14 protein-coding genes are annotated in these 16,796 nt (G+C 70.2%); 10 read left to right on the forward strand and 4 right to left on the reverse strand.

Going from position 1 to position 16,796, the window contains the following annotated elements; genetic code table 11:
• Positions 1-103: 103 nt before the first annotated feature.
• Positions 104-649 (reverse strand): hypothetical protein, encoded by a 546-nt coding sequence (locus tag AC3IX6_RS06855; protein ID WP_489369340.1) that lies wholly within the window; start codon positions 647-649, stop codon positions 104-106.
• Positions 650-1,174: 525 nt separating this feature from the next.
• Positions 1,175-3,406, reverse strand: coding sequence for an MMPL family transporter (locus tag AC3IX6_RS06860; protein ID WP_489369341.1), 2,232 nt, complete (start codon positions 3,404-3,406; stop codon positions 1,175-1,177).
• A 175-nt stretch (positions 3,407-3,581) separates the two neighbouring features.
• On the opposite strand from AC3IX6_RS06860, the gene AC3IX6_RS06865 reads away from it, so the two are divergent.
• The 10 genes from AC3IX6_RS06865 (at position 3,582) to AC3IX6_RS06910 (ending at position 15,144) form a co-directional block, all read left to right on the forward strand.
• The gene (locus AC3IX6_RS06865) at positions 3,582-4,754 is read left to right on the forward strand and encodes a sensor histidine kinase (RefSeq protein WP_489369342.1); all 1,173 of its coding nucleotides are present in this window, start codon (positions 3,582-3,584) and stop codon (positions 4,752-4,754) included.
• Complete coding sequence (locus AC3IX6_RS06870) at positions 4,729-5,391, forward strand: response regulator (protein ID WP_489369343.1); 663 nt, start codon at positions 4,729-4,731, stop codon at positions 5,389-5,391. The genes AC3IX6_RS06865 and AC3IX6_RS06870 overlap by 26 nt, the downstream gene beginning before the upstream one ends.
• A gap of 144 nt (positions 5,392-5,535) precedes the next feature.
• On the forward strand, positions 5,536-7,389 hold the full coding sequence (locus AC3IX6_RS06875) for a methylmalonyl-CoA mutase family protein (protein WP_489369344.1): 1,854 nt from the start codon (positions 5,536-5,538) through the stop codon (positions 7,387-7,389).
• Positions 7,386-9,569, forward strand: a complete 2,184-nt coding sequence (gene scpA, locus AC3IX6_RS06880) for a methylmalonyl-CoA mutase (protein WP_489369345.1) — start codon at positions 7,386-7,388, stop codon at positions 9,567-9,569. The genes AC3IX6_RS06875 and scpA overlap by 4 nt, the downstream gene beginning before the upstream one ends.
• An 8-nt stretch (positions 9,570-9,577) precedes the next feature.
• Complete coding sequence (gene meaB / locus AC3IX6_RS06885; protein WP_489369346.1) at positions 9,578-10,564, forward strand: methylmalonyl Co-A mutase-associated GTPase MeaB; 987 nt, start codon at positions 9,578-9,580, stop codon at positions 10,562-10,564.
• A 109-nt stretch (positions 10,565-10,673) separates the two neighbouring features.
• Positions 10,674-12,257, forward strand: coding sequence for an acyl-CoA carboxylase subunit beta (locus AC3IX6_RS06890; protein ID WP_489369347.1), 1,584 nt, complete (start codon positions 10,674-10,676; stop codon positions 12,255-12,257).
• 79 nt (positions 12,258-12,336) lie between these two features.
• Positions 12,337-13,248 carry a metallophosphoesterase family protein gene (locus AC3IX6_RS06895; protein ID WP_489369348.1) on the forward strand — a complete coding sequence of 304 codons (912 nt, stop codon included), beginning with the start codon at positions 12,337-12,339 and terminating at the stop codon, positions 13,246-13,248.
• On the forward strand, positions 13,245-13,910 hold the full coding sequence (locus AC3IX6_RS06900; protein WP_489369349.1) for a 4'-phosphopantetheinyl transferase family protein: 666 nt from the start codon (positions 13,245-13,247) through the stop codon (positions 13,908-13,910). The genes AC3IX6_RS06895 and AC3IX6_RS06900 overlap by 4 nt, the downstream gene beginning before the upstream one ends.
• A gap of 143 nt (positions 13,911-14,053) precedes the next feature.
• Positions 14,054-14,392 carry a non-heme iron oxygenase ferredoxin subunit gene (locus AC3IX6_RS06905; protein ID WP_489369350.1) on the forward strand — a complete coding sequence of 113 codons (339 nt, stop codon included), beginning with the start codon at positions 14,054-14,056 and terminating at the stop codon, positions 14,390-14,392.
• Positions 14,389-15,144: a thioesterase II family protein gene (locus AC3IX6_RS06910; protein ID WP_489369351.1), complete on the forward strand. Its 756-nt coding sequence runs from the start codon at positions 14,389-14,391 to the stop codon at positions 15,142-15,144. Before AC3IX6_RS06905 ends, AC3IX6_RS06910 begins: the two co-directional genes overlap by 4 nt.
• Positions 15,145-15,215: 71 nt before the next feature.
• Here AC3IX6_RS06910 and AC3IX6_RS06915 read toward each other — a convergent pair whose 3' ends face one another.
• Entirely contained in the window at positions 15,216-15,998 is a 783-nt protein-coding gene (locus AC3IX6_RS06915) for an AfsR/SARP family transcriptional regulator (protein WP_489369352.1), read from the reverse strand.
• 179 nt (positions 15,999-16,177) lie between these two features.
• Positions 16,178-16,789, reverse strand: a complete 612-nt coding sequence (locus AC3IX6_RS06920; RefSeq protein WP_489369353.1) for a TetR-like C-terminal domain-containing protein — start codon at positions 16,787-16,789, stop codon at positions 16,178-16,180.
• Positions 16,790-16,796 lie beyond the last annotated feature (7 nt).

Below are 16,796 nucleotides of genomic sequence, written 5' to 3' on the forward strand. Positions count from 1 at the left end.
CGAGCCTGCTGATGGCGGTCGTCTGCGTCAGCCTGTACGTCGTCTTCGACCACCCGTTTCATCAGGCCGTCGCCAGGTCTTGCTTCGAGAGGCTCCTCGTCGCTCAAGGAGCCCAGCGGGGAGCCTCGTCGTCAGGCGTGTCCGGACTCGCGAAGTGGAAGGGAACTGAGAGCTGAGCAGCCAGGGCGCGGCCGGCCCGGTCGGCGGCGGCCGCCGACGGGTGACGCGGACCATCGTCTGTTCCGAGATACAGGCAGGCTGCTGAGCGAAAGATCGTGGCCAACGGGTGTTCACCTACGGGGTCGACGGTGACAGCCGTCAGGTGCACGAACCAGCCGTGGACGGTGTCGCCGTCCCACACCGCCTCGATTGCCACGATGCGGCCGTCGCTCCCGGCAGCGCGGTAGGCCAGGGACTCAAGGTCAAGGGGACTGTCCGGCGTACGGGCGACTCTGTCGCCGTAGTGGAGATAGCGGTCACCGACTATGAGCTGTGCGGTACCAACCCCTATGCCGTGGGCGGCGAGGCCGACGTCGACGACGATTCTGATCGCTCCCAAGTAGGAGTCCTGAAGAACGTACCCATCGATCTCATCGCGGATCCCAGCGGGCAGCATCTCCCACCACTCGCTCCTGGCCGTCTTGTTCATCTGGTCAGCGCCTCCTCCACGCGACCCGCTGCAGGGCGCGCGACATGGTAGTCCCGGCGCCGAGTCGCCTGCCTGCCGGGTGTGCCGGCGATCCCCCTCGAAGATCCGGAAGAGGGTCCTGACCTGGTGCGGCCCCTGCGACAGGGACATCGCAGGCCCCTCGCCGGCGCCGCTCTCCGATCCGCTGCCAAGCATCGCTGTAGCCCCCGGCCATGAATCATGGGCCGGAAGGCGCTCAGCTCATCGGCAACGGCACTGAGCCAGCTGCCCGGGGAGTGGTCTCCCGGCGGTTCGAGCTCCATTCCCTGTTCTGCCACGGCGACTGCGTGGTCGGCCTCGTCCAGTCCGAGTGCGGCGCATCGCCTCAGCGAGCAGCTTCGTGGTCCCCCTGATCCTTACGGCGTCCTCCGCCGCCGCGCGATGCCGGGCCCGGTACGTCATCGCCGCCGGCCCCCGCCACCGTGCCTCGATGGCGTCCATGCGCAGCAGTTGAGTCAACGGTCGACCAGCCGTGGACTCGGGGTCCTACCCGTGGACTTCCGCGTCGGTGCCGACCGGGCCGCGGGGAAGGATTCGGTCCAGCCATTTCGGCAGCCACCAGTTGGCCCGGCCGAGGAGGGTCATGGTCGCCGGTACCAGCACCATGCGTACGACCGTGGCGTCGATGAAGATCGCGGTGGCCAGGCCGAGCCCGAACATCTTGATGGAGGGGTCGTCGGCGACGGCGAAGGACAGGAAGACCGCCACCATGATGAGGGCGGCCGAGGTGATGATCCGGGCCGTGCCCGAGACGCCCTCGACGATCGCCGTGCCGTTGTCGCCGGTGCGCAGGTACTCCTCGCGTACGCGGGAGAGGAGGAACACCTCGTAGTCCATCGACAGGCCGAACAGGATGGCGAAGAGGAACATCGGGATGAACGACACGATCGGAACCGTCGCTTCCAGCCCGATGAGTGCGCCTCCCCAGCCCCACTGGAAGACCGCGACCATGATGCCGTAGGCCGCGCCGATGCTCAGCAGGTTCAGCAGTACCGCCTTCAGCGGTACGAGTATCGAGCGGAAGACCAGCATCAGCAGCAGGAACGACATCGCCAGCACGGCGGCGACGAGCGCCGGCAGGCGTTGGCTGGTGCGTTGGCCCACATCGGACAGGCTCGCGGCGGCGCCGCCGACGTGGACCCTGGCCGGGCCGTCAGCGATCGCCGTGGGCAGCACGTCGGTGCGCAGCCGGGCGATGGTGTCGGTCGTGGCCTTGTCCTGAGGGCTGGTGGTCGGGAACACCACGAGGGTCGCGATGCCGGTGGCCCGATCGATGTGCGTCGGCGCGACGGACGCGATGCCAGGATCCGCCGCGACCGCCTCGACGAGTCGGTCCAGCGCTCCCGGATCACCGGTGAGGTCCGCGGCAATGACGAGGGGACCGTTGGTGCCCGGGCCGAAGCCCTCGGCGACGAGGTCGTAGGCCCGGCGCTCGGTACGGCTCTGGGGCAGTGAGCCGTCGTCGGGCAGGCCGACGCGCAGGCCGAGCACGGGCAGCGTCGCCGTCAGCAGCAGCGCCGCGGCGCCGACCGCGTACGGCACCGGGTGGCGGCTGACGTGCCCGATCCAGCGACGCCACCCGGCGGCGTGGGCGGCGCCTTCCGCCGGGTCCCGGCGCCGTGCGAGTCGGCCCGGCTTCCTGGTCCGCAGGGCCCGGCCGATCCGGCCGACCCGGGCCAGGCGCGGGCCCGCCGCGCCGAGGAAGGCCGGCAGCAGCGTCACCGACGCGAGCACCATCGTCAGGACGACGATCGAGACGGCAACCCCGCCCACCGTCATGAACGGCACGTTCGCGACCGCCAGGCCGAGGATCGACACGACGACGGTGCCGCCGGCGAAGACCACCGGCCGCCCCGCCGTTGCCACCGCCCGTCCGGCCGCCACCTGCGGATCGAGCCCGCACGCGAGGTACTCCCGGTGCCTGGCGAGCACGAACAGCGCGTAGTCGATGCCCACTCCGAGCCCGACCATGCTGCCCAGGACCGGTGCGAAGGTGGGGACCTCCGTCACCCCCGCCAGTACCGTCATCGTGGCGACCCCGACGGTCAGCCCGAAGACCGCCATGCCGATCGGCAGCGCGGCGGCGACGAGCGACCCGAACGCCAGGAACAGGATCGCGGCCGCGGCGAGGAGGCCGATCAGCTCGCTCACGCCGCCGTCGGGGTCGGAGAAGGCGTAGAAGAGGTTCCCGCCCATCTCGATGCGCAGCGGCAGCTCGGCGCGCAGCCGGTCGCCGAGATCGACGAGGGCGTCGAGGTCCTCGGCCGACAGCCGGTTCTGGTCGGGGTACTGCACCCGGACGACCGCGATCCGCCCGTCGGCCGAAACGAGGCCGCCACGCACGGCGGTGTCCCCGCCGGCGTCGAGCGCCCCCGCCGGGTCGCTCGTGCCGAGCACGTGCGGCAGCCGGTTCACCTCGGCCCGCAGCCGCGTGAGAGCGGTGCGCGCGCCGTCGTCGTCGAAGAACGTCGCAGCGCCGTCGAGGGGGGTGACGACCACTTGGGCGGTCATCCCCTCCTGGCCGGTGCCGGCCCGCTCGATCAGTTCCGCGGCCCGCTGGGAGTCCAGTCCCGGAGCGGTCATCGAGTCCGCGGTCCGCCCGCCGAAAGCGACGGCGGCGAGGACGGCGAGCGTGGCGGCGATCAGCCATGCCGTGATCACCCGCCAGGGATGGCGGGCGGCGCTTGCGCCCAGGCGCAACAGGGCTTTCGAGAGCATCGGGTCCTCCAACCACCTCGTCTGCCGTCCTTGTACGGCCGACCATGCCGAGGCTCGTCGCCACGGCGCTCCGCGGCATCGGCCCGCGGGCCGCGCATCCGTCGTCCCCGGGGTGGAGTGACGACCCGTCCTTTCGGCCGATGCGCGGGACGCCGCGGTCCCTAGGCTGAGAACCGTGCTCCGAGACGACTTGCGAACCCTGTGGACCGAACCCCGGCCGCCCGACGCGCCCGCCCGGGTGTGGCGGGACTGGGCGCTGGTCGCCGCGGGCCTTGCCGGTGTGGCGCTGGAGGCCACCCTGCGCGAGAACGTCGTGTGGCGGCCGGTGGCGGTGGTGCTCACCGTATGGCTGTGCCTGCTGCCCCTGTGGCGCCGGACCCGCCCGCTGGCGATGGTGACGCTGGCGTTCGGCTCGGTGAGCCTGCTTGCGGTGGCCTCGCTCGTCGCCGCACCGCGCGAGCCCGTCGGCCTGTACACCGGCGGGGTCGTGCTCGTGCTGGTGTACGCGCTGCCCCGGTGGGGATCGGGACGCGAGATCATGCTGGGCGACGCGGTGATCCTCTCGGTCGGCGCGCTGTGTGTCGTCACGGACGGGACCTCGGTCGTCGAAAAGGTCGCGGCCTTCGTCGTCCTCCTGCTGCCCGGCGTGGTCGGGGCCGCCGTGCGGTTCCGGGTGACCGCTCGCGAGCGGCAGTTGGAGCAGGTGCGCTCCCGCGAGCGCGAGCAGCTCGCCCGGGAACTGCACGACACGGTGGCCCACCACGTGTCGGCCATGGTGATCATCGCCCAGGCGGGCCGGGTGCTCGCGGGCACCGACCCGTACGCCGCCGTCGAGGCCCTGGAGGGGGTCGAGGAGGAAGGGGCGCGCACGCTGGAGGAAATGCGCGCCATGGTCGCCGCGCTGCGCGACCGCGGGGTCGGCGCCGAGCTGGCGCCCCCTGCCGGAGTCGCCGATCTGGAGCGCCTGATGCGCACCCCGAGTGGTCGCCTCAGGGTCGACCTGGGGCTCGCCGGCGAACTGGACGCGCTGCCCCCGGCCGTGGACGCGGCCGTCTACCGGATCGTGCAGGAGTCGGTGACCAACGTGCTGCGCCATGCGGTCGACGCGACCGAGCTCGTCGTTCGGGTCGCCGCGGAACGGCACACGGTACGGGTGAGCGTGCGCGACAACGGCCGGCGCACCGGCCGGGGTCGCGACGGATACGGACTTACCGGACTGCGCGAGCGCGCGACGCTGCTTGGCGGCACACTACGAGCCGGGCCGGGTACCGACCGGGGCTGGCACGTCCAAGCCGAACTGCCGAGAGCGAGGAGCGAGAACGGTGTCCATTCGCGTCCTCGTCGCTGACGACCAGACGATCATCCGCACCGGGTTGCGGATCATGCTGAACGCCCAGCCCGGCATCGAGGTGGTCGGCGAGGCCGCCGACGGGCGGGAAGCGGTGCGTCTCGCCCGTGAACTACGCCCCGATGTCTGCCTGTTCGACATCCGCATGCCCGTACTCGACGGGCTCGAGGCCACCCGGCTGGTCGCCGGCCCGGGCGTCGCCGACCCGCTGGCCGTGGTCGTCATCACCACGTTCGACCTCGACGAGTACGTCTACGGCTCACTGCGTGCCGGCGCCCGCGGATTCCTCCTCAAGGACACGGGACCGGACCTTCTGGCGCAGGCCGTACGGTCGGCGTCCGACGGCGAGGCGCTCATCGCGCCCAGCGTCACCGTCCGTCTGCTCCAGACCTTCGCGGACCTGCCCGTCGGCCGGCCCGTGGCCCAGCCGGTCTCCCCCGTCACCGCCCGCGAGGAGCAGGTGCTCCTCGCCGTCGCTCGCGGGCTCACCAACACCGAGATCGCCGATGCACTGCACATCAGCCTCAGCACGGTGAAGACGCACCTGGCCAGCCTGATGGCCAAACTCGGCGCCCGCAACCGGGTCGAGATCGCGATGTGGGCCTACGAAACGCGCCGCATCCTCCCCGGAACCTGAGCCGGGTGCCGGACCGGCCATGTCCCATGAGTCCCCGCCCGGACTCCCGACGGCGGAGCGCATCGCCCATCCGTGCCGGTGCGGGCCAGGGTCTGCTCGGCTGGCTATGGAGCGGCTTTAGCGCCCGCCCCTAGCATGCGAGCCATGACGGTCCTGCCTGATGACGGGCTCTCCCTGGCCGCCGAATTCCCTGACGCGACGCATGAGCAGTGGCAGCGCCTGGTAGAGGGCGTACTGCGCAAGTCGGGCAAGGAAGTTTCCGGCGAGGCAGCGGAAGACGCGTTGTCCACGAAGCTTGAAGACGGGCTCACCACCCGCCCGCTGTACACCGCGCCCGACGCCGCGGCCGACACCGGTTTCCCCGGTTTCGCGCCGTTCGTGCGGGGCGGCCGCGCCGAGGGCAGCGCCGCCTCGGGCTGGGACGTGCGCCAGCGGATCGCGGGCACCGACCCCGTACGGGTGAACGACGCGGCCCTGGCCGATCTGGAGAACGGCACCACCTCGCTGTGGCTGGCCGTCGGCGACGCCGGTCTCCCCGCGGAGGGCCTGGGCCGTGCGCTGGAGGGGGTCTACCTCGACCTCGCGCCCGTCTCCCTGGACCCCGGAGCCCAATTCACCGAAGCCGCCCGGGCGTTCCTCTCCCTGTGCGCCGAGCGCAAGATGCGGCCATCGGCCGTCCACGCGAGCCTGGGCGCAGACCCATTGGGGCACGAGGCCCGGACGGGCGAGGCACTCGACATGTCAGCAGCCGTCGAGCTGGCCCAGGCGACCAGCTCCGACTATCCCCATGTACGCGCTCTGACCGTTGATGCCCTGCCCTACCACGAGGCGGGCGGCAGCGCCGCGGAGGAGCTGGGGCTTTCCCTGGCCACCGGGGTCACCTACCTCCGCGCCCTCACCGAAGCCGGTCTGAGCACCGAAGCGGCCCTCAGCGAGCTGGAGTTCCGCTACGCCGCCACCGCCGACCAGTTCCTCACCATCGCCAAACTCCGCGCCGCCCGCCGCCTGTGGGCCCGGATCGCCGAAGCCTGCGCAGCCCCGGCAGCCGGCGCCCAGCGCCAGCACGCCGTGACCTCGCCGGTGATGATGACCCGCCGCGACCCGTGGGTGAACATGCTGCGCACCACCGTCGCCTGCATGGCCGCCGGCGTGGGCGGCGCCGACGCCGTCACCGTGCTCCCCTTCGACCAGGACCTCGGCCTGCCCGACGCCTTCGCCCGCCGCATCTCCCGCAACACCTCCACGATCCTGCTGGAGGAGTCCCACCTGGCCCGCGTCATCGACCCGGCCGGCGGCTCCTACTACGTCGAGCAGCTCACCGACGAACTCGCCCACGCCGCCTGGGAGTTCTTCCAGACCATCGAGAAGGCCGGCGGCCAGGCCGCCGCCCTGCGCTCCGGCCTGGTCGCCGACCGCCTCGCCACCACCTGGGCCACACGCTCGAAGAAACTCGCCACCCGACGCGAACCCATCACCGGAGTCAGCGAGTTCCCACACCTGTCCGAAAAGCCCGTCATACGGGAACCCGCCCCGGCACCCCTCACCGGCGGACTCCCCCGCGTCCGGCGCGACGAGGCGTACGAGGCCCTGCGCACCCGCAGCGACGCACACCTCGCGGCAACCGGCACCCGACCCACCATCTTCCTGGCGGCCCTGGGCCCGGCGGCCGCACACACCGCCCGCGCCACCTTCGCCTCCAACCTGTTCCAAGCAGGCGGCATCACCCCGATCCACGACCCCGTATCAGTAACCCCGGAGACAGCAGCAGCGGCCTACGCGGCAAGCGGCGCGGATGCGGTCTGCGTGTGTTCGAGCGACGCGCTCTACGCGGAGCAAGCCGAGGCCGTCGCCGAGGCACTGAAGGCGGCAGGTGTGCGGCTGGTGTTCCTGGCCGGCCGGCCCGGGGCGTACCCCAGCGTGGACGAGTACGTCTTCGCGGGCTGCGACGCGGTCGCCGTGCTGTCCTCCACCCTCGACCGGATGGGAGTCTCGTCGTGAGCATCCCCGATTTCTCCGAACTCCCCCTGGACGGCGCCGCCCCGGCCGCCGGCTCCGAGGACCAGTGGCGCACCGCGCTGAAGGAGTCCACCGGCTCCGACGCCACCGAACTCCTGTGGGAAACCCCCGAGGGCATCGGCGTACAGCCCCTGTACACGGGCCGCGACCTGGAGGGCCTGGACTTCCTCCACACCTACCCCGGTGTCGCCCCGTACCTGCGCGGACCGTACCCGACCATGTACGTCAACCAGCCCTGGACGATCCGGCAGTACGCGGGTTTCTCCACCGCCGAGGAGTCCAACGCCTTCTACCGGCGCAACCTGGCGTCCGGCCAGAAGGGCCTGTCGATCGCCTTCGACCTGCCCACCCACCGCGGCTACGACAGCGACCACCCCCGCGTGACCGGCGACGTCGGCATGGCGGGCGTGGCCATCGACTCGATCTACGACATGCGCCAGCTCTTCGACGGCATCCCGCTGGACAAGATGACCGTGTCGATGACGATGAACGGCGCCGTACTACCCATCCTCGCCCTCTACATCGTGGCGGCCGAGGAGCAGGGCGTCTCGCCCGACAAGCTCGCCGGGACCATCCAGAACGACATCCTCAAAGAGTTCATGGTCCGCAACACCTACATCTATCCGCCGAAGCCCTCCATGCGGATCATCTCCGACATCTTCGCCTTCACCTCGCAGAAGATGCCCCGCTACAACTCCATCTCCATCTCCGGCTACCACATCCAGGAAGCCGGAGCCACCGCCGACCTCGAACTCGCCTACACCCTCGCGGACGGCGTGGAATACCTGCGCGCCGGGCAGGCCGTCGGCCTGGACGTGGACGCCTTCGCACCACGCCTGTCCTTCTTCTGGGCGATCGGCATGAACTTCTTCATGGAAGTCGCCAAGCTCCGCGCGGCCCGCCTCCTGTGGGCGCGCCTGGTCAAGCAGTTCGACCCGAAGAACGCCAAATCCCTCTCCCTGCGCACCCATTCACAGACATCGGGCTGGTCCCTCACCGCACAGGACGTCTTCAACAACGTCACCCGCACCTGCATCGAAGCAATGGCCGCGACCCAGGGCCACACCCAGTCCCTGCACACCAACGCCCTCGACGAAGCCCTCGCCCTCCCCACCGACTTCTCCGCCCGCATCGCCCGCAACACCCAGCTCCTCCTCCAGCAGGAATCCGGCACCTGCCGCTCCATCGACCCCTGGGGCGGCAGCGCCTACGTCGAGAAACTGACCTACGACCTGGCACGCCGGGCCTGGCAGCACATCCAGGAGGTCGAGGCGGCCGGCGGCATGGCACAAGCCATCGACGCCGGCATCCCCAAACTCCGCGTCGAAGAAGCCGCAGCCCGCACGCAGGCCCGCATCGACTCCGGCCGCCAACCGGTCATCGGCGTCAACAAGTACCGCGTCGCGACCGACGAGCAAATCGACGTCCTCAAGGTCGACAACTCCTCCGTCCGCACCCAACAGATCGTCAAACTCCGGCAGTTGAAGGCTGAGCGCAACGAGCCCGACTGTCGAGCCGCATTGGAGGCGCTGACCCGCGCCGCCGGCGGCGAAGGCAACCTGCTGGAACTGGCCGTGCGCGCCGCCAGGGCCAAGGCCACCGTCGGGGAGATCTCCGAAGCGCTGGAGAAGGTGTACGGGCGTCATACGAGCCAGATCCGTACGCTGTCCGGCGTGTACCGGGATGAAGCGGGCCGGTCCCCCTCCGTGGACCGTACCCGCACCTTGGTGGATGCCTTCGAGGAGGCGGAGGGCCGCCGGCCGCGCATCCTGGTCTGCAAGATGGGCCAGGACGGACACGACCGCGGCCAGAAGGTCATCGCGACCGCCTTCGCCGACCTCGGCTTCGACGTCGACGTCGGCCCCCTCTTCCAGACCCCCGAGGAAGTCGCCCGCCAGGCCGTCGAGGCCGACGTGCACGTGGTCGGCGTCTCCTCCCTCGCCGCCGGCCACCTCACCCTCGTACCCGCACTGCGCGAAGCCCTCGCCACCGAGGGCCGCGAGGACATCATGATCGTCGTGGGCGGCGTCATCCCTCCCGCGGACGTACCCACCCTCCTCGAAATGGGAGCGACGGCGGTGTTCCCGCCCGGCACCGTCATCCCCGACGCCGCACACGACCTGGTCACGCGGCTCGCCGCCGACCTGGGCCACGAGCTGTAGGGGCCGCCGTGCCACCGCGGATCGACATCACCACCTACACCAAGGGCGTACTCGACGGGAAACGCGCATACATCGCACGCGCCATCACCCTCGTCGAATCCACCCTGCCCGCACACCGGACCCTGGCCCAGCAGCTGTTGACGGAACTCCTCCCCCACGCGGGACGAGCCCGCCGCATCGGCATCAGCGGAGTCCCAGGCGTCGGGAAATCCACCTTCATCGACGCCTTCGGCACCCTCCTGACAGGCCTCGGCCACCGCGTGGCGGTCCTGGCCGTCGACCCCTCCTCCACCCGCACAGGCGGCTCCATCCTCGGCGACAAAACCCGCATGGAACGCCTCTCCGTCGACCCCGCAGCCTTCGTCCGCCCATCCCCCTCCGCAGGAACACTGGGCGGAGTGGCAAAAGCAACCCGCGAATCGATCATCGTGATGGAGGCCGCGGGCTACGACGTCGTCCTCGTCGAAACAGTGGGCGTCGGCCAATCCGAAACCACCGTCGCCGGAATGGTCGACTCCTTCCTCCTCCTCTCCCTCGCCCGCACCGGCGACGGCCTCCAAGGCATCAAGAAAGGCGTCCTGGAACTCGCCGACGTCCTCGCCGTCAACAAAGCCGACGGCCCACACGAACGCGACGCAAAGTCCGCGGCACGCGAACTCTCCAGCGCACTGCGCCTGATGCACCCCGCCGACGCCGCCTGGACCCCACCCGTCCTCACGTGCAGCGCCCGCGAATCCACCGGCCTGGAGGAGGTCTGGAACCGCCTGGAACAACACCGCCTACTCCTCGAAGCAGGCGGCCGCCTGGCATCAAAGCGCGCAGCCCAACAAGTCGAATGGACCTGGTCAATGGTCCACGACGAACTCCTCGAACGCCTCCGCTCCAACCCGGCAGTACGGGACCTGGCCCCGACCCTGGAATCCCAAGTCCGGGCGGGCACCCTGACCCCCACCCTGGCAGCCGACCGCCTCCTGGCAGCCTTCACCCACTCCTGACCGTACCCACAAGGCCTGCGCGCGGTGTGCTCAGCGATGACTCCGCAGTTGGCTTCGCCCATGACTTCGCCCTTGACTTCCTACTCATGACGCACGAGGAGCACCTTTCATGACCGTCAGCGATGAGCGGGTGGCCCACCCGACGGACGCCCGTGGGCGCGTGGCCGAGCTGCACGAGCTGCGTGAGCAGGCGCGGCGTGGCCCGAGTGACCGGGCGACCGAAGCGCAGCACGCCAAGGGCAAGCTCACCGCCCGTGAGCGGATCGCTTTGCTGCTCGATGAGGGTTCCTTCAAGGAGGTCGAGCAGCTGCGTCGGCACCGGGCGACGGGGTTCGGTCTGGAGGCCAAGAAGCCCTACACCGATGGTGTGATCACCGGCTGGGGCACGGTCGAGGGCCGTACGGTCTTCGTGTACGCGCACGATTTCCGGATCTTCGGCGGTGCTCTGGGCGAGGCCCACGCCACGAAGATCCACAAGATCATGGACATGGCCATCGCGGCCGGTGCCCCGCTGGTCTCCCTCAACGACGGTGCCGGCGCCCGTATCCAGGAGGGCGTTTCCGCGCTCGCCGGGTACGGCGGGATCTTCCAGCGCAACACCAAGGCCTCGGGTGTCATCCCGCAGATCTCGGTGATGCTCGGGCCGTGCGCCGGCGGCGCCGCGTACTCCCCGGCGCTCACGGACTTCGTGTTCATGGTCCGGGAGACCTCGCAGATGTTCATCACCGGCCCGGACGTGGTCCGCGCGGTGACCGGCGAGGAGATCACCCAGAACGGCCTCGGCGGCGCGGACGTGCACGCCGAGACCTCGGGCGTGGCGCACTTCGCGTACGACGACGAGGAGACCTGCATCTCCGAGGTCCGCTACCTCATCACGATGCTGCCCTCCAACAACCGCGAGAACCCCCCGGTCCACGAGACCACCGACCCCGCCGACCGCCGCTCCGAGGTCCTGCTGGACCTGGTGCCCGCCGACGGCAACCGCCCCTACGACATGCTCAAGGTCATCGAGGAACTCGTCGACGAAGGCGACGTCCTGGAGATCCACGAGCGCTGGGCCCGCAACATCATCTGCGCCCTGGCCCGGATGGACGGCCAGGTCGTCGGCATCGTCGCCAACCAGCCCGGCCACCTCGCCGGAGTCCTGGACATCCACGCCTCCGAGAAGGCGGCACGCTTCGTCCAGCTCTGCGACGCCTTCAACATCCCGATCATCACCCTCCTGGACGTCCCCGGCTTCCTGCCGGGCGTCGACCAGGAACACGGCGGCATCATCCGCCACGGCGCGAAGCTGCTGTACGCGTACTGCAACGCGACCGTGCCGCGGATCTCGCTGATCCTGCGCAAGGCCTACGGCGGCGCCTACATCGTCATGGACTCCCAGTCCATCGGCGCCGACCTCACCTACGCCTGGCCCACCAACGAGATCGCCGTCATGGGCGCCGAAGGCGCCGCGAACGTCATCTTCCGCAAGCAGATCGCGGACGCCGAAGACCCCGAGGCCATGCGTGCGCGCATGGTCAAGGAGTACAAGGCCGAGCTGATGCACCCTTACTACGCGGCCGAGCGAGGCCTCGTCGACGACGTCATCGACCCCGCCGAAACCCGTGAAGTCCTCGTCGCCGCACTCGCGATGCTCCGCAACAAGCACGCGGACCTGCCGTCCCGCAAGCACGGCAACCCGCCCCAGTAGACGCCCCGAACCAGGCTGATCCTTAGTTCCCCTTAAGCCCGGTGGCCCATCATGGCGACGACTGTCACAAGAGGTGATCATGAGCCGTGAAGATCGCGGAAGAGGCGCCCCGCACGACGACGACGTCGCCGCAGCCGCAGCCGGCCCACGGTTGGTCGCGATCAGCGATCTGCACGTGCGGCATACCGAGAACAAGGCGTTCACCGAGGGCCTGCGTCCCGGCTCGGACGAGGACTGGCTCATCGTGGCCGGCGACGTCGGCGAGTTGGTCGAGGACATCGAGTGGGCGCTCGGCCTGCTGAGCGACCGGTTCGCCAAGGTCATCTGGGCCCCGGGCAACCACGAGCTGTGGACCCCGCGCGAGGATCCGGTGCAGCTGCGCGGCGAGCAACGGTACCGACACCTGGTGGAGATCTGCCGGAGCCTCGGCGTGGTCACCCCGGAGGACCCGTATCCGGTCTGGCGGGGCGCGGGCGGTCCGGTCGCCGTGGCGCCGCTGTTCGTGCTCTACGACTACTCCTTCAGGCCGGCCGGGGTCACCTCGAAGGCGCACGCGCTGCGGATCGCCGAGGAAGCCGGCATCGTCTGCACCGACGAGTTCCTGCTGCACCCCGACCCCCACCCGAGCCGAGAGGCCTGGTGCCGGGAGCGGCTGGGGGTCACCGAGGCGCGGCTGGCGGAGCTCGACCCCGGGATGCGCACCGTTCTGGTGAACCACTTCCCCTTGGTCCGCGACCCCACCCGGGTGCTCTGGCACCCGGAGTTCGCGCTGTGGTGCGGCACCGAGGCCACGGCGGACTGGCACCGGCGTTTCCGCGCCGAGGCCGTGGTCTACGGACACCTGCACATCCCCCGGACCACCTGGGCCGACGGCGTCCCCTTCCAGGAGGTCTCGCTGGGGTACCCCCGGGAATGGGGCAAACGCCCGACCGCGCCCGCCGGCTTGGTGCAGATCCTGCCGCGCGGCACCCTACCGGGCGGCCCCTCGTGATCGACGACCTGCTGCCCTCGGCCGTCTCGGTGGTGGAGGCCTTCGAGGACGTACCCGGGCGCTCCGAGTTCCCCGAGGAGGAGGCGGTCATCGCTCGGTCGACGCCGGAGCGGCAACGGGAGTTCCGCACGGTGCGCGCCCTGGCACGGTCGGCGCTCGCGGACCTGGGCGTGGCCCCGGCGCCGCTCCTCCCGGGAACGCGCGGCGCCCCCGGCTGGCCGAGCGGCGTCGTCGGCGCCATGACGCACTGCACCGGCTACCGGGCGGCAGCCGTCGCGCACGCAGGGCGGGTGTCGGCGATCGGCCTCGACGCCGAACCGAACGCGCCGCTCCCGAACCAGGGCGTGTGGGAACTGGTCGCCGGCCCCGGCGAGCGGGCGGCCGCCGCCCGCCTGACGGCCCGTCTGCCTCACGTGTGCTGGGACCGGCTGGTGTTCAGCGCGAAGGAGAGCACGTACAAGGCGTGGTTCCCGTTGACCGGCCGGTGGCTCGACTTCGAGGAGGCCGAGATCGAGCTCCGCCCGGACGGGACCTTCGTGTCACGGCTGCTGATCCCCCCTCCGTACGTGAACGGAGTGCGGCTGGACGGCTTCCGGGGCCGCTGGATGGTGCGCCGGGGTCTGCTGGTCACGGCCATCACCGTCGCGGCGGCCGGCGCTTGACGCTTGGCGCTTGGCGGTCGGTGGTCGGCGCCCCCCACTCGGCTCCCAGTCGGCGCCCCCAGTCGGCGCTTAGCGCGGATTTAGGGTCGGGCGCCATGCTCGCGGAAGGCGATGTCGCCCCCACGACACCACAAGGAGCTGGGATGAGCCAGAGCTATGTCCGCGCCTGCGCGCTGGCCGATGTGCCCGAGGAAGGGGTACTCGCTGTCAACGTCGACGGGACTCAGGTGGCCGTCGTGCGCAGCGCCGGCGAGGTGCACGCGCTCGAGGACCGCTGCTCGCACTCGGACGTACCGCTGTCGGAGGGCGAGGTGTACGACGGCGTGATCGAGTGCTGGCTGCACGGCTCGTGCTTCGACCTGCGCACCGGCAACGCCGACAGCAACCCCGCCACCAAGGCCGTTCCGGTGTACAGCACGAAGGTGGAGGGCGACTCGGTCTTCGTCAGCCTGCCGACCGACAACCAGGGAGTACCGCGATGACCCTTGCCACGACCGACGCCCAGGTGTGGATCCGGCGCTTCCACCAGGCGCCGGCCTCTGCCCCACGGCTGGTCTGCCTGCCGCACGCGGGCGGCAGCGCCAGCTACTACTTTCCGTTCTCCGCCGCGCTCTCGCCCGCGGCCCAGGTTCTGGCCGTGCAGTACCCGGGCCGCCAGGACCGCCGGAACGACCCCACCCTGAGCAGCGTGCCCGAGCTCGCCGAGGCCGTCTTCGGGGCTCTGGCCGACGTGCCCGACCTGGGCGAGTTCGCGATGTTCGGCCACAGCATGGGCGCGGTGCTCGCCTTCGAGGTGACCCGCCTGCTCGAGCAGCGGCTGGGCATCCAGCCGGTACGGCTCTTCGTCTCCGGCCGCCGGGCACCGTCCAGGGTTCGGCACGAACGCGCCCACACCCTGAACGATGACGGTTTGGTGGCCGAGCTGACCACCCTCGACGGCACGGACTCCCGGCTGCTGGCCGATCCGGAGATGCGCGAACTCCTGCTCCCCATGATCCGGAGCGACTACCGCGCCATCGAGACCTACCGGTGCGATCCCGCCGCGACGGTGTCCTGCCCGGTCTCCGTGCTCACGGGCGACAGCGATCCCCGCACCAGCGTCGAGGAGGCGCGGGACTGGCGTCGGCACACCAGCGCCGACTGCACGGTCCGCGAATTCAGCGGCGGCCACTTCTTCCTCAATGACCACCAGCCGGAAATAACGAAATTCATCACCCGTGCAACCGGGTGGTAATTTCTAGATTAAATCCCGCACCTCGCGGGGAGCGGTGACCCACAGGACGACACTGGCCTGAGGGTCACCTCTCAGGAGGCGAAAGCCGCCAATTCTCGATCATCGCGAACGTCGCCGACGAGAATTGCATGCTGCAGATCACGCAACGCCCGGCAGGGCTCCACCCCGAGCTCGTTGTTCAGGGTGATTCGCGCGGATTGGTAGACACGCAGGGCATCGGCCTGGCGGTCCCCCTGATAGAGGGCCAGCATCAATTGGCGGTAGAACGTCTCCCGCATCGGGATCTCGGAAATCAGCTGGAACAGCGGGCCGACCAGCTGCCGGTGCCGGCCCATCGCCAGCCGTGTCTCCATCTGGAGCTCGAGGCACTCCAGCCGGGCTTCCTCGGCCCACGCCACGAAGCCCTGGATGATCGGGCCGTCGCCGCTCAGCTCGCCGAGCGCCCGCCCCCGCCACAGCCCGAGGGCGGCGCTGAGCTCGCGATCCGCCTGCTCCAGCCGGCCCATCAGCAGGTGATCGCGTCCCGAGGTCATGCGCTGCTGGAACTCGTGGACGTCGAGCGTGTTCTCGCCGAGCGAGAGCAGGTACCCCGGCACCCGGGTCACCAGCCCGCTCCCGGCGGAGCCGGGGCGCGCCAGGAACTTGCGCACCTGCGATACGTAGACGTGCAGGGAGGCATTGGCCCGGCGCGGCGGGTCCTCGTGCCAGATTTCGGTGATCAGCTGATCGACGCTGACGATCTGGTTGGCCCGGATCAGTAACGCCGCGAGCAACCCCTGTACCTTTCGTGCGTTCAGATACGTTTCGCGACCCTCGTCCAGGACTCGGATCGGGCCCAGTATTCGATACTCCATGTTTCGTTATCCCCCATGCTTATGCCGAGCAGTTCCGGGCAGCAGGCATGTCAGCCGTACGGCCCGAACCACACACTGCCAGAGAATCACTCAGGCCCGCATCAGGGAAACTACGTAGACGTCCCGCACGCCCGATTGACAAGCGGATCGCTTGATATCATCATCACCCGGGGCTCGGATTACGCTGCCGTCAGCGGCACGAGGATGTCGTCCACGATGGAGACCAGGTAGTCGTCCGGAACCTTCGGGCCCTGGTGCACGACATAGTGGACGATCATGGCCGGACCGACGGTCGCGACCATCTCGGAGTCGGCTCCCGTGCGGAGCCGGCCCCGGCCGACGCCGGCCCGGAGCACCTCGAGGATCATCTCGTGACACGGGTCCATGACCCGCTGGCCGACGACGACGTGCATCATCCCGCCGGCCGCTTCGGCGGCCTCGCTCCGGACGACCTGGAAGACGGTGCCGTGCGTGACGGCGATGGCGTCGCGCACGCACCCCAGGAGTGCGAGGAAGTCCTCGCGCTCGTCACCGGACAGCACGATCGCGGAGGGGCTCGGCAGAACACTGCTGAGCGCCGAGGTGACCAGTTCCTCGCGGTTGGACCATCTGCGGTACAGCGCGGCCTTGCCCGTGCCCGCACCGGCCGCGACGCCTTCCATGCTGAGACCGGCGTAGCCGACGGTCCGCAGCTGCTCGAGGGTCGCGGCCAGGATGGCATCCTCCAACACCTTGCCACGCCTGCGCGTTCCCGAACTCCCCACGGCCGCCTGCCCGTTGGCCTCTGTCATGAACTCA

This window comes from Streptomyces sp. GL_141 (assembly GCF_057834385.1).